Here is a 15155-nt window from a genome sequence, read left to right on the forward strand (position 1 = left end):
TTTTCCAAACCATTTATTACTATATTTAATAATGAAGTTAATGTTTAAAAACGGTCAACCATATTTAGGGATGTACATTATTCACCACTCACCACTCACTACTCACTACTCACTACTCACTACTCACCACTCACTACTCACCAATCACATAATCTTTGTATTCTTCAGCAATTTGGTCAAATAAGTTCAGTAACTCCGTTACGTCATCTGTAGTAACTAATTTCAGGCGATGTGGTTTAAAACTGTGGATACCTTTGAAGTAATTGGTATAGTGGCGACGCATTTCTACAATACCCAAGCGCTCTCCTTTCCATTCCATCGACCAAATCAGATGGTTTTTAGCCGCTTCTAAGCGATCTTGAATCGTCGGTGGGGCTAGGAGTTCACCCGTTTGGAAATAGTGCTTTATTTCATCAAAAATCCATGGGTATCCAATCGCAGCACGACCAATCATCATACCGTCTAAACCGAATTTTTCTTTGTATTCTAGGGCTTTTTGTGGGCTATCAATATCGCCATTGCCAAAAATTGGTATTTTGATGCGCGGATTGTTCTTAATGCGTTCAATATGGGTCCAATCGGAGTGTCCTTTGTACATTTGTGCGCGGGTTCTCGCGTGGATGGTCAAGGCTTGTACTCCCACATCTTGTAGTCGCTCAGCTACTTCGTCTATGTTAATCGACTCCTCATCCCACCCCAAACGCGTTTTGACCGTAACAGGCAAGGAGGTACTCGATACAACTGCTTTAGTTAGGCGGATCATCAAGTCAATGTCCTTCAATACACCTGCTCCAGCTCCTTTGGAAACGACCTTTTTTACTGGACACCCAAAATTAATATCCACCAAGTCAGGACGTACTGTTTCAACTATACGCGCTGACATCGCCATCGCTTCTTCGTCTCCACCAAAAATCTGAATACCAACTGGTCGTTCGTAATCAAAAATATCTAATTTCATCTTGCTCTTTATCGCATCGCGAATTAATCCTTCAGAAGAGATAAATTCGGAATACATTAAATCCGCCCCGTGCTTTTTACACAAACGGCGAAAAGGAGGATCACTCACATCTTCCATGGGCGCCAAAAGAAGCGGATGATCAGGTAATTCTATATTGCCAATTTTAATCATAATCGTTTTCGATATTTCCTGCAAAAGTACAATATTTTATTTTTTCGTTTTTTAGAACTTTTCAAAGAAGATAAATCGGCGGAAACGGAATTAAAACTAAGGGATTCCGTATCTTTAAACCCTTATTGAAGTACATGACATGAGATTAAAAGCGTTTGAATTGACCCCGTTCCACATCGAATTCTCCTTTGACAAGCTAAAAGAAGAATTGAGGAAGTATATTGCGCTTGACTATGGAAATCCGTATAAGAAAGCGTATTACGAAGATCTTTTAGCTAGAGCTGATCAACAGCTGATCGTCGATGAAGAGGTGATTGATAACCCCCTGGCAGATACCTATGAAAGCTTGGTAAAAGAACTCTTTGATGTTATCTTTCCTTCGGCTTTGTCAGACAATGAGATTAAGGCGGTTTCTATGCCTTTTCAAAATATCATGTTCAATCACACCAGGCGTTTTAAGCAAATTATTATCGATGCAGGAGGACGCTATACAGGGGAAATACGCAACTTTAATCAAAACGAATACTATATTGCGTGTTGTTGTATAATTATGAATTTTTACTTCAACACGACCTTTGATCTCAGCCAACCGCTATTTATTGATTTACCAGATAAGCGCGGCATTACGCGATATTATCGCGTGTTGTACAACGCGGATTTTGTCGAACTTTCTCCAAGGGAAAACGCCGTAATGCTCACCCAAGAAGACATCGAATTACTACAAGATAACTACGATAATTTCGAACTATGGCAGCGCTATTTTCCGCAGAAAAGCTGGAACCTCAAGGGATTCGGCTTGTTGAGTTTGGTCGATGTTACCTTTGAAAATGCCTTGTCACTGCTAAAAGAAAGCTTCTTGAAAACAGAACTACAACGCAAACCATTGGGTGATTTTATCAATCAATTGTTTAGTTCTATTTTTAAGTTGCCTAATCTCAAAGTCGGATTGACGGTGTTGCGCGGCGATTCTACTACACAAGCAGAGCTACAAAACGCCATGATTGTCAATAGCTATTTGCTCAATGAAGAACAAAGCAAAATCGTTATTTCTGCCCAAGCCTATCGCCAATTAATGGTTCAGAAGCAGTACTTTAGTATTTCCAACGTCCAGGCAGAAACTCAAAATGAAGATCATCGTGAAATGTGTCAAAACCTCGAGAAAAAGGGTGTTCGAAGCTGTTTATTTAGCCCGATTATCACCTCGACAGGAATTGAGGGAATCTTGGAAATCGTGTCGAGCAATCCACGCGATTTACACAGTGTGAGTGCACAAAAATTGAATGAACTCATGCCGATCATTTCCGAGACCATGGAGCGCGTGAGAACCGATGCTTTAAATCACATCGAAGCAATTATACAACGCGAATACACGACCATCCATCCAAGTGTGTATTGGAAATTTCTCGAAGAAGCACAGAAAAACTACCTAGATAGCGTGGCAGATAAAAACTATATGCTCAGACCTATTGTATTTCCTGACGTGTTTCCTCTATATGGTGAAATAGATATCAAAGGGTCTAGCCAATTGCGCAATAACGCCATTCAACAAGATTTGATGACGCAGTTAACTCAATTGTCAGATTTGCTAGAAGACTTTATGGATGCTAGCGATAATATCTTGTTGGAAAAGCATCGCTTGAAAATTCAAGCGTATTATAAGCAGGTAAAAAATCAATTTTATTCAGGATTAGAGCAACGCATTCAAAACTATATTCGAGAAGAAATACACCCTTTGTTGCGAAAAGAGAGCTATCTGTTTCACGCAGAAAAGTTAAATGAATACTTTGCGTATGTCGATTATGAACTCGATGTGTACTACCGTTACCGCAAAGTATTTGACAAGCAGATTGGACGCATTAACAAGTGTTATTCCGATATTTTAGACAAGAGACAAAAACAGGCCCAAGAGGTCTATCCGCATTATTACGAGCGTTTTAAAACCGATGGAGTAGAACACAATATGTATATTGGCGATTCTATTTGCCCTGATCGTCCCTTTGATATTACGTATTTGCAAAACTTGCGCTTGTGGCAACTACAGGTGATGGCAGAGCTAATGTGTGTGCATTACCGCAACAACATACAGGATAAAATACCCATGGACGCTACCTCGTTGATTTTAGTGTATGACGCCTCGTTGAGTATTCAGTTTCGAATGGATGAAAAGCGTTTTGACATTGACGGTTCCTACAATACTCGATATGAAATTATCAAAAAACGCTTGGACAAAGCAATGATTCAAAACTCCGAAGAGCGCATCGTACAACCGAAGAGTATCGCCATTGTATTTGCCTCTTATGCCGATCGCGATGAATATATGGCATACGTCAAGTACTTACAGCATCTCGGGCTGTTAGAATCAACTATTCAAGCTTTTGAGGTTGAGGATTTGCAAGGCGTTTCTGGGTTAATTGGACTGCGGGTGCTGGTGAATGTAGACTTTAATCTAGAGCGACTGGATTATCCTCAACTCATGGTGAATTTCCTTAGAAACCAATACCTCTAAACGCGAGAACAAAGGCAACAACCGATGCGAGTATACCAACAGTAAAAATGGTATACGTCATGCGTAATAGGGTATACTTGCGATGTAATACCTTGCCTAAGTAGTACAAATCGGTAGTCAGGGCTTCGTATATGTTTTCTTCTTTGCGAATTAAATTTCGCAGGGTTTTGTAGTATTCATCTAAAGGCATTTTGTGAAATGAACCAAAGAAAAGCAAGTTTACCGTGTGATTTTCAATTTCTTCTTGAGAAAAAGTGCCTGTGGTTACTTTAGGTCTAGTCGACATAATTGCAAATATAATGGTGGCTACACTGAAGAAGATTAACACAAAGGTTGGAACAATCAAATGGGCGTTTGACGGGCTATCCAGTTTGGGAATTAGCGTAGATAAGCAGATGGAAATGATGATTGCATTCACCGACAGTAGAATATTTGCTTTGCGATCTGCGATAGCACTCAGTTGAGTGTGATTGCGCAGCGTGGTGCGAAACAAAGTATCGATGGATCTAAAATGTTCTCTTTTCTCTGTTTTTTCTTTCTTTTTCTTGTCTTTTTCAATACGCGATTGAATGTCAAAAATATTCTGTTGTTTTTTGGGTTGCCAATTTTGTCGGGCGTAATCTGTGTAGTAACGGTGCCTATAAACGAGAAAATTTAGGTTCTGTTGGTTCCATTCCTCTTGTGTGAAAGCATAGTTACAAGTAGTGATTAATTCCTTTAATAGCAAATTGCTTACTTCGCTAAAGTCCTTGTCCGCCATATGTGCAAAATCGGCATCTTTGATAATACACTCTAACAGATTGGTTGGTACATGATCTAATTTTGTCGCTAAAATAAGCGCTTGTATACACTGAATGTCCGCTACATCAATGCCTTGGTTTTGCAGAAATTGTTCCGCAATAGCGGCACCGTGCTTCTCGTGTTCCTCACATGATATCGTGTAGCCAGTATCGTGAAACCAAGCCGCAAGTCTTAAATTCATCGCCTCTTTTTCACTGACACTGATTTGTTCTAATAACTCGTCTAAACCATTTACTACGCGGATAGTATGGTTAAAATTATGATAGGTATATTGTTGTGATAATGTATCTTTGTATAGTTGAAAGATATACTCTTCAACTTTTTGTAAAATAGTCATAGCAACCCTCTTTATTAGGTTTAAAAATATGAAATTATTTAGTCAAAACCCCGAACTGTATATTAAAATTAAGCCAATAGCTTATTTTCTTCTCGTTCTGCTGTTGTATTCTTGTGCTACGCTACACCCACAAGGGCACATGGACAAGGAACAACTACTGCTACAACAACGCCCAACAGCAGATAAAATTGTACACACCTATTATTTTGTCGGAAATCTACTTGCAGCAAAAACGGAGCAGGAACAAGCCCATATTGCCGAGTTGAGTCGTGTTTTTCAACAAGCAGACAAACAGTCAACGCTAGTTTTACTTGGAGATAATATACAAAAAAAGCAACTAAAGCAACCCGATGACATCCGATTAAATACGGCGTTGACTTGGTCAAAGCATTTTAAAGGGGAAACGGTTTTTATCAACGGAGAGGCTGAATGGAAAAAAGGATATGAAGGAATTAAAGATATTTCTAAGTTTTTAGCGACAACCCTAGAAGATAAAAAAGCGCTTTTGCCGCGTAAAGTATGTGGTTTCGAACGACTGAAGATTAATGATGAAACGGTACTAATTACCGTAGACAGCCAATGGTATTTGGAAAATTGGGATAAACAACCCAATATGAATGAAGACTGTGATATTAAAACACGTGAAGATTTCTTCGATGAACTTAGAGGGGAAATCAACAAAAATCAAAATAAGATTGTTGTATTAGCGCTGCACCACCCTGTGTACAGTACTGGAAATTACGGGGGGTACTTTTCACTGCGCGACCATCTGTATCCGTTGGATGCGAAAATCCCAATGCCTGTTATAGGTTCTGTATGGAACTACACTAGAGCGGTTTCTGGTATACACGTACAAGATTTACAAGGAAAAAAATACAACACATTGAATAAACGCTTGCAAACGATGGCTCAGATGTACGACAACGTCGTTTTGGTATCAGGACACGAGCGCAACTTGCAATATGTGGAAAAGAATGGAGTAAAACAAGTAATCAGTGGCGCATTGGGAGATTTATCTCCTGCTAGAGCGATTGAAGCCGGTAGTTTTTCTGCTGGTCAATTGGGGTATGCAACGCTGGAAATAGCAGCTGATAAAAGCAGCTATTTGACGTTTTATTCGTTTGCAGAAGGCAAACATCAACCCTTGTGGAAAAGACAAATTTTTACGCCAGAACCAGAGCATACTACAGATTTTGGAGCACCTAAAAGTGATTCGATCTTAGCAAGTGTATATCCGACACCATGGACGAAAAAAGGCAGGCTGTATCGCTTCCTGTGGGGCGAGCACTATCGTTCGACTTATGGACAACCTATTTTGGCCCCTGTGGCAAATTTAGATAGCTTAAAGGGAGGATTGACACCTTTGATCTCCGGTGGTGGAAATCAATCACTGTCGCTGCGATTGGCCGATAAAAATGGCACACAATACGTCATGCGTGGCGTGCGAAAAAGTGTATCCCGTTTCTTGCAAACGGCAGTCTTTACGGACCAATATGTCATGGAGTCATTTGACAATACTTGGGCGGAAGGTTTTATTTATGATTTCTATACAACTGCCCATCCCTATACGCCTTTTATCATTGGCGAATTGTCGGATAAGGTTGGGATTTATCACACGAATCCTGAGCTGTACTACATTCCCAAACAACAAGCCTTGGGCGCATTCAATTCAAAGTACGGCGATGAGCTGTACATGATTGAAGAACGTCCCAGCGAAGGACATGAAGAAGCCGCTAGTTTTGGAAATGCAGCCAAAATTATCAGTACTACAGATGTGATTGCCAATTTGAGAAAAAATGATAAATACGCCGTAGATGAACAGCTCTACTTGCGTTCGCGAATCTTTGATATGTTAATTGGCGACTGGGATCGACATGGTGATCAATGGAGATGGTCTGAGTTTAAAGAAGAAGAACAAACGATCTACCGCCCAGTACCAAGAGATCGCGATCAGGCGTTTGCCAAGATAGATGGAGCTCTATTGTCACTAATTAAAAAATTGCCTATGCTGCGCCATATGCAAAATTACACCGCTGACTTTGCTGCCCCGCGCTGGATTAATCACACGGCATTTCCCCTTGATCAATACTTGCTCAAGTCGACGTCAGAAGCTGACTGGGTCAGAGAGACTCTATCCGTTGTAGAGGCGCTAGACGATGAAAGTATTGATGCAATTTTTGCTCAGTTACCCAAAGAAGTACAAGGTGAAGACGTGGAACAAATCAAAGCCATACTCAAAGAACGCAAGAAAAAAATAGTAGCCTATATTCCTCTTTATTACAAGGAATTGCGCAAATACGTTGTGTTGTCAGGAACAGACAAAAAAGATACCTTTAAATTCAATCGTCAAGACGATGGTTCGATCCACTTGACCCAGTTCAGAGATAAGAAAGAAGGACAAGAATTTGTGTTTGAGAAAACATATGACCCTAAGGAAACTAAAGAAATTTGGGTATACGGATTGAATGACGAAGATACCTTTATCGTAGAGGGAAGTAAAAAGGCAACAATTAAGTTGCGTTTAATTGGAGGAAAAAACAAAGATACCTTCCAAGTGGAGCAGGGAAAAAATGTGGTTGTATACGATTACGCAGATAAGAATAACGAAATCGCTGAGACTGGTGTAGCAGCAAAACACCATTTTACAAATCGCTATGACTTGAACAATTTTAATTACAAAAAACTGCCTTTGACTGTCAACATGTTATTGCCTAATATTGGTTATAATCCTGAAGACGGAGTAAAATTGGGATTTTTGTATTCGTCAACACGCAAAACATTTGTGCAAGATCCCTATCGAGCAAAGCACGTGATTAAAGGGTTTTATTCCTTTAATACCAAGGGAGTAGAAGGGGAGTATACGGGGCATTTTCCCAATGCAACTAACAACTGGGGTTTTACGCTAAACGCGAGAGCAACTAGTCCAAATTTTGCAATAAACTACTATGGAATTGGTAATGAGACGACGTATTTCGACAAGGAAATGGGCACTGAATACAAGCGCGTTCGAATGGAAAGTTACGCTATTGCGCCCGGCTATAAATATCAAGGGGAAAACGGAGGGGCTTTTGAAGTAAAAGCCGAATATAAAGCAATGAAAGTTCAAGATAAATCCAACCGTTTTGTGAGCAGTAGTCCAGCTGTAGTGGATCAAAAGGTGTTTGATTTTCAGCAATATGCAACATTGCAAGCAAGCTATGATTTTCAGCAGTATGACAAACAGGCGAATCCGACCAAGGGATTTGCCTTCCACACCACAGTGGGATGGAGAACTAACTTGGAGGACAGCAAGCAAAACTTTCCGTTTTTAGATGCAAAAGTAAGTTTTGCACATTATTTAGAGCGTAGTGAGCGACTGGTTTTAGCAACGAATTTTACATATCAAACCCGATTGAATTCCAATTACGATTTCTATCACGGGGCTACCATAGGAGGAAATACCAATTTAAGAGGATTCAGACCAGAGCGCTTTACCGGAAAAACCTCTTTTGTTCAAACAACAGACTTGCGTTTTAACGCTGGACAATTTACCGCAGGATTCATTCCAATGTCTTACGGTTTATATACGGGGTTTGACTATGGACGCGTTTGGACACCAGGAGAAGACTCTTCCAAATGGCATAATGCCTATGGGGCAGGTTTATGGGTGAATGCCATAGAACAAGCCACCTTACACTGTTCGTATTTTTACAGTGAAGATGGCGGGCGATTTGTCTTTGGCTTAGGATTTGGGTTTTAATTGATTCAAGTTTACCTTGTAAATCTTACCTCCAGATTTCTTTTTTACTTCATCGGAAATATATAAAGTGCTGTCATCCCCAAAGGTGACAGCTTCTTTTTGTGTATCGTGGTAGAGCTTGTGTTCTTGGATTCGCCCATCTAAAATGGCATTGGGATTGAAGTTGTCTACAATCCATAGTTTCGTGTGAGAGAGCAAGACAAAGGTCTTTTGATCTGGGCTTATTGCGGCTCCAGTTATAGCGCAGTGTTTGTATACGTTACACCCTCTAAAAGTCTGTACGTATTCGGCTTGGTGATGTCCCGCTACATTGGGGATTTTATAGACCAAAGAAGTGCCATCAAAGGCTTTACTTCTATTTTTGGTAAACAGGTAAAAATGATCATCATAGTAGAAAAAAGCTTCTGCATCATAAAGCATTTCTGTCGCTTTAGGAGGAAATTCTTTCTGTTCTGGATAATCAAAAGTAATAACGTAGGCCGGTTCAGTTTCTGTAGCCGTTAAGTTGTTTTTGTCAATCTTGATGATCTGTAAATCGCGGCGACTGTTTTTGTTGTTGCCAAAGTCGCCAATGTATAGATTCCCATCTGTATCAGCCGTTAACTCTTCCCAATCTCGATTTTTTTGCTTGTCAATTTTGAGCGTATGTATCACCTGACCTAAGGAGTCAATTTGATATAATTCATTTTTGTTTCCGCTATCTTGTAGCATCCAAAACGTATGTGAATGGGCGTCGTATGACATGCCAGAGACCTCTTTTAAATAAGAGGGAAGTGTTGCGTAATCTTGGATAACATCACTCTTCTGACTACATCCAACTAAAGAGCTTAATGTGAAAGCAAATACAAGGATAATTTTTTTCATGACAGCGTAAATTTTGTACACTAAAATACGGAAAATCTTCGGAGAAAACGAATGAGCATGCGGGAATATTGTGAGGGGTGAAGGTTCTTTTTATTTGCAAAAGCAGAGGCACCTCCTCTCTTTGGCAGTGAAGTATAAATAAAAACGTTTTTTTTCTCGCGATTAAAAGTGAATATCTCCTCCAAAAATTCAAACTTTAAAGTATATTTGCAAAATATAGGCGTATTGTTTGTAATTAAAATAAAACGAAAGTCTTACAACTTAGATCACGGGGATAAGAAGTCCTATTTCTTCTGACTTTTTTACTTTACTGATCTTATAATAATGGATATAACCAAGATGAAGAACATTAGAAACTTTTGTATTATTGCTCACATTGACCATGGAAAGAGTACGTTAGCAGATCGTTTGTTAGATGCTACACAAACGGTAAGTGCACGTGAGCAACAAAATCAACTTTTGGATAGTATGGATTTGGAGCGTGAGCGCGGGATTACAATTAAATCTCATGCGATCCAAATGGAGTATGAATACAAAGGTGAAAAATATATATTAAACTTAATTGACACACCAGGACACGTAGATTTCTCTTACGAAGTTTCTAGATCTATTGCGGCTTGTGAAGGTGCGTTATTAATTGTAGATGCTGCTCAGAGTATTCAAGCGCAAACTATTTCAAACTTGTATTTAGCTTTAGAGAATGATTTGACCATTATTCCTGTTTTAAATAAGATTGATTTGCCAAGTGCTAATCCTGAAGAAGTAAGTGACGACATTGTCAACCTATTGGGTTGTGATTACGAAGAAATTATTCCTGCCTCTGGTAAAACAGGTTTAGGAGTAGAAGAAATATTATCAGCTATCATCGAGAGAGTTCCTGCTCCAAAAGGTGATGTTGAGGAGCCATTACAAGCGCTTATTTTTGACTCAGTGTACAATCCATTTCGTGGAATCGAAGTAATTTTCCGTGTTATCAATGGAAAAATTACAAAGGGTCAGAAGATCAAATTTATGGCGACAGGCAAAGAGTACTTTGCCGATGAGATTGGTACTTTAAAATTAAATCAAGTTCCCAAACAAGTGATCTCTAGTGGAGACGTAGGGTATTTGATTTCGGGTATTAAGGAAGCAAAAGAAGTAAAGGTTGGAGATACCATTACAGATGCGAAGGTACCTACTCAAAATATGATTGAAGGATTCGAAAACGTAAAACCGATGGTATTCGCGGGTATTTATCCTGTAGATACTGAAGATTACGAAGAATTGCGTAACTCGATGGAGAAATTGCAATTGAATGATGCTTCTTTGGTTTTTGCGGCAGAGAGTTCAGCTGCTCTAGGATTTGGTTTCCGTTGTGGATTCTTGGGAATGCTACATATGGAGATTATTCAGGAGCGCCTTGAAAGAGAGTTCAACATGACGGTTATTACAACGGTTCCCAACGTGTCGTATTTGGCGTACACCAAGAAAAACCCAGAAACGCCAATCGTGGTAAACAACCCTTCTGACTTGCCTGAACCTTCAAAATTAGAACGCGTAGAAGAACCCTATATCAAAGCAACAATCATTACTAAAGCCGATTTCGTTGGACCTGTAATGAGCTTGTGTATCGAAAAGCGCGGAATCATCACCAACCAAACGTATTTGACAGAAGACCGTGTTGAGTTGATGTTTGATATGCCTTTAGCGGAGATTGTATTCGATTTTTACGATCGCTTAAAAACAGTTTCTAAAGGATATGCCTCTTTTGACTACTCACCTATCGGTATGCGTACGTCAAACTTAGTGAAAGTAGACGTCATGTTGAATGCCAACGTAGTCGATGCTCTTTCTGCTTTAATGCACGCGGATAACGCCTATCACATTGGAAAGAAAATGTGTGAGAAATTGAAAGAATTGATCCCACGTCAACAATTCGACATTCCAATTCAGGCAGCAATTGGAGTAAAAGTAATTGCTCGTGAAACTGTAAAAGCATTGCGTAAAGACGTTACAGCAAAATGTTATGGGGGGGATATTTCTCGTAAGCGTAAATTACTAGAAAAACAAAAAGCAGGAAAGAAACGTATGCGCCAAGTAGGTAACGTTGAAATTCCACAAGAAGCTTTTATGGCTGTATTAAAATTAAATGATTAAAACGATTATTCGTTCGATATAAAGACTATCTCCTCTTGGGATAGTCTTTTTTTTTGTGAAAAATAAGTGAGCCATCGATAAAAACTGCGATAAAAGTAATCCTTATTTTAGCTCTATTCGCTTTATATGCATGTAAAGACATTGACCAAAAACCAGTTGTACAACCAATTGATGCATTAGAACGCGTCAATATTGCATAAGGGGAATTTCTTGTGTGGAAATCGATCGGTAATATTCTTATTCGCTTCCAGTACCACCCACTCCAATGATTTCTTGCTGCAACAAACGTTGATTGACGAATGGGTAACGTCTGAGGGTATAAGTAGATGGTTAAGGGTTAATAAGGGGTTAGTAAGGGGTTAGTAAGGGGTTTGTAAGGGGTTTGTAAGGGGTTTGTAAGGGAAAACATTGGTAAAAGGGCCTAAAACCCTTGTAAGTATTAACTTTCCCCTTACAAACCCTTTACAAGTACTTATCTCGTTCATTTCAAAATACTGAAATTTAGTTGGTTATTTTTTTTCGGAAAATAATGGAAATGAACTCTTTTTTTTCCAAAAAGTGGAAGAGTATGGAAGGGGGTATTGCAGGTTTTTTGAATTTGAAAAAATAGAATAGCACGAAATAGGGCCATAACAAGGGGTTGCCTGTTGAGCAAAACATCTGATTTCATCGTAACACAAACAGCGACAATCAAGGGAACATTCACAAAAAAACCTCACCTAAAAATTAGATGAGGTTCTATCTTGAAACGCTTATTAGACAGCTTCTTTTTTATGGATTTATTTCTTCGTAAAATCACCCACATAAATGGTTGTGAACTTTGAAGGTTGCAAGTATTTCTTAATTGCAGCATTCACTTGTTTTACTGTTAGCTTGTCAATATCGTCATTTAGCTTGTCAAACTCGCTGAAAGGAGTATTGTACATCAAGTAAGTATTAGATAGAGACATTAAATAACCATCATTACCTAAATTCGTTTGTCTTGCGTTTTTCCAGCTCTTTTTGTTTGTTTGTAGCTCTTCTTCGGTAATTCCATTGGCAACTAATTTAGCGAACTCATCGTTGATGGCTGTTTCTACTTCTGTGCGTTTGGTTGGATTCAAGAAAGCGTAAATCATCCACGATGAATTGTTGTTGTTCACATCAGTAGGAACGGATAGATAAGTACCAGCTCCGTAGCTAATGCCTTCTTTTTCGCGTAATCTTTGTGGAATACGAGCGGTCATAAAGCCACCTCCCATCACTTCATTTGCAAAAGTTAAGGCTGCAAAATCGGGGTTAGATTTGTTCATTTCAAAGTTTAACTTTCCAACAGCAGCGGCATTTTCTTTGTCTGCTGTCTGAATAATATCCTTACTTTGTTTGGTTGTAAAGAATTTAGGATAAGCTCTTTCAAATTTCACTTGGTTGTTCCAGTTTCCTAATACGCGCTCTAGCATCTCTTTGGTTTGTGCTTGATCAGACATACCCAATACCGTAGCAACACCGTTGTTTGCGCCAAAGAATTTTGTGTAGAATTCTTTAATTTCCTCGATGGTAACCGCCTTGAATCCATCAATATCTTCTTGTATACTACCTGAATAGAAAATACTTCCCTTCTCTTCATTTGAGGTAGCTTGTGCTATTTTTTTGAAGGCAACCGCCTGAGGGTCATTTAAGTTTCCTTCCAAATACGTGGTGTATTCTAATTTTAACTTGGTCAATTCACTTGCTGGGAATACCGGGTTTTTCAGTACATCTTCTAGAATATCCATCGTTTCTTTGATGGTATTGCGGTAGGAAGAAACAGAAATCATAATGTTTTGACCACTGAAATTGATAGCTATACTCGATTTCAATTGGTCTAACTGATCTTTAATTTCCTGTTTAGACAAGGTCTTAGTTCCCGAAGTTAACATGGATGCTGTAAATGATCCGATGTATTGCTTGTTGTGAAGGTCCTTTTGATTTCCTACGGGAATTTGAATCGATATACTTACTTTTTCACCTTTTAAATCCTTGTCAATACTACCAAATTTCATTCCATTACTCAATTGACCTGAGGTGTAGTTTTGTTGTAAATTGGCAATAGTAGGAGCAAAGTCTCGAATGTCATGCGCTGTTTCCTTTCCTTTGTAGTCTTTGACTAAAGCGTCAATATCCGTATTCAAGAATTCGGTTGGTTTTACGCGTACTTCATCTTTTGTTGGGATGAATAAACCTACAGTTCTGTTGTTGTCTGTAAAGTATTTTTTGGCCACGCGTTTGATATCTTCTACTGTTAGGTTTTCAATATTGTCGCGGTACAAATATCCCAAGCGATAATCGCCAGAACCGATAATTTCCGTTAAGTTGATAGCGGTGTAAATGGTGTTGTTGTGCAAGGCTTCGATACCTTTTAAAAGATTGGTCTTTGCGCGATCAATATCTTCCTGTGTATAGGTAATATCGCCAATTTTTGCCATTTCAGCCTTAATTTCGGCTAATGTGTTCATTTGATCTTTATCATTGGGAACGTCGAAGTTGAATAACATAAAACTCGCGTCTCTTACTGTAGGACTGTACGCCCATAATGATGAAACTTTTTGTGTTTCCACTAAGGCTTGGTGTAGATATCCCGATGGGTCATTGTTTAAAATGAGCTCTAATGCTGCCAATGCCGCGTAGTCCTTATCTGCATAAGAAGCTGTGTGGTACAACATTTGGATGTGTTTACTATCGCCATTGCGTTTTACTTCAATGTATTTTTCACCATCTTGTGCAGGTTCAACAGTTAGGATCTCGTCCAATACGCGTGCAGGCTTAGGAATAACAGAGAAGTATTGCTCAATATATCCGATGGCTTTCGCTTCGTCAAATTTACCTGCGATTACTAGAACCGCATTATCGGGTTGGTAGTATTTTTCGTAAAACCTTCTCAATTGAGGTGTTTTAACGCGTTCAATATCTTCTTTCGATCCGATAGTGCTTAATCCGTAGTTGTGCCATAGGTAGGCCGTATTGGCTGTGCGCTCCATTAATACGCCTGTTGGGCTGTTTTCTCCAATTTCAAACTCATTGCGCACCACGGAAAATTCTTTGTCTAAATCTTCTTGTAGTAGGGTTGCATTGATCATGCGATCCGCTTCCATTTCTATTGCCCAAGATAAGTTTTCATCTGTAGAAGGAAATATCTCATAGTAGTTCGTACGGTCGTAATAGGTCGTACCGTTGGCTGATCCTCCTTTATCCGAAAGCATCTTCTTGATGTCTCCCAAGTTTTTTGTGCTCTTAAAAAGCATGTGCTCTAATAAGTGAGCCATTCCTTTTTCGCCATACCCCTCGTGTTTTGACCCTACTTTATAAACAATGTTAACAACTAAATTGTTTTGTGAAGCGTCGGGAATGAGTAAAACTTGAAGGCCGTTGCTTAGCTTGTATTCCTTAATATCTTCAACTTGAGTAACATAACTCGCTTTACTTGCTTGTTGTGCAGCTACAAAATTGGAAAAACCAATAGCACTTACAAAGACAAGAGTGTAAAATAATCTTTTCATTTTTGATGGTTTTAAATAGATTGGTTAGAATTCATTCAGCTTGTGCTTTTTGAGAATGAACCCTAGAAGAATAAGACGCAAGTTTAGGGAATATGTTACTCGTTAACAAATAATTAAGTTTAACGGCA

The 15155-nt window shown here is 39.1% G+C and carries 7 protein-coding genes; 3 read left to right on the forward strand and 4 right to left on the reverse strand.

Features of this window, described 5'->3' with window-relative positions; translation table 11 throughout:
* Positions 1 to 133: 133 nt before the first annotated feature.
* Complete coding sequence (dusB, locus tag HX062_RS05590; protein ID WP_182628007.1) at positions 134 to 1129, reverse strand: tRNA dihydrouridine synthase DusB; 996 nt, start codon at positions 1127 to 1129, stop codon at positions 134 to 136.
* Between the two features lie 139 nt (positions 1130 to 1268).
* Here dusB and HX062_RS05595 point away from each other — a divergent pair, with 139 nt between their 5' ends.
* Positions 1269 to 3635 (forward strand): hypothetical protein, encoded by a 2367-nt coding sequence (locus HX062_RS05595; RefSeq protein ID WP_182627932.1) that lies wholly within the window; start codon positions 1269 to 1271, stop codon positions 3633 to 3635.
* On the opposite strand, the gene HX062_RS05600 is transcribed toward HX062_RS05595, so the two are convergent.
* Positions 3616 to 4773, reverse strand: a complete 1158-nt coding sequence (locus HX062_RS05600; protein WP_286466746.1) for a Pycsar system effector family protein — start codon at positions 4771 to 4773, stop codon at positions 3616 to 3618. The genes HX062_RS05595 and HX062_RS05600 overlap by 20 nt on opposite strands.
* A gap of 28 nt (positions 4774 to 4801) precedes the next feature.
* Here HX062_RS05600 and HX062_RS05605 point away from each other — a divergent pair, with 28 nt between their 5' ends.
* Complete coding sequence (locus HX062_RS05605) at positions 4802 to 8512, forward strand: BamA/TamA family outer membrane protein (RefSeq protein WP_286466747.1); 3711 nt, start codon at positions 4802 to 4804, stop codon at positions 8510 to 8512.
* Here the strand turns inward: HX062_RS05605 and HX062_RS05610 are convergent.
* Complete coding sequence (locus HX062_RS05610; protein WP_182627926.1) at positions 8495 to 9376, reverse strand: SdiA-regulated domain-containing protein; 882 nt, start codon at positions 9374 to 9376, stop codon at positions 8495 to 8497. The two genes, HX062_RS05605 and HX062_RS05610, sit on opposite strands and share 18 nt — an antisense overlap.
* Positions 9377 to 9715: 339 nt before the next feature.
* On the opposite strand from HX062_RS05610, the gene lepA reads away from it, so the two are divergent.
* Positions 9716 to 11512, forward strand: coding sequence for a translation elongation factor 4 (gene lepA, locus HX062_RS05615; protein ID WP_286466748.1), 1797 nt, complete (start codon positions 9716 to 9718; stop codon positions 11510 to 11512).
* A gap of 779 nt (positions 11513 to 12291) precedes the next feature.
* On the opposite strand, the gene HX062_RS05620 is transcribed toward lepA, so the two are convergent.
* Positions 12292 to 15027: a M16 family metallopeptidase gene (locus HX062_RS05620; protein ID WP_286466750.1), complete on the reverse strand. Its 2736-nt coding sequence runs from the start codon at positions 15025 to 15027 to the stop codon at positions 12292 to 12294.
* Positions 15028 to 15155 lie beyond the last annotated feature (128 nt).

It is taken from the genome of Myroides sp. DF42-4-2 (genome assembly GCF_030326445.1).
Classification (GTDB): Bacteria; Bacteroidota; Bacteroidia; order Flavobacteriales; family Flavobacteriaceae; genus Flavobacterium.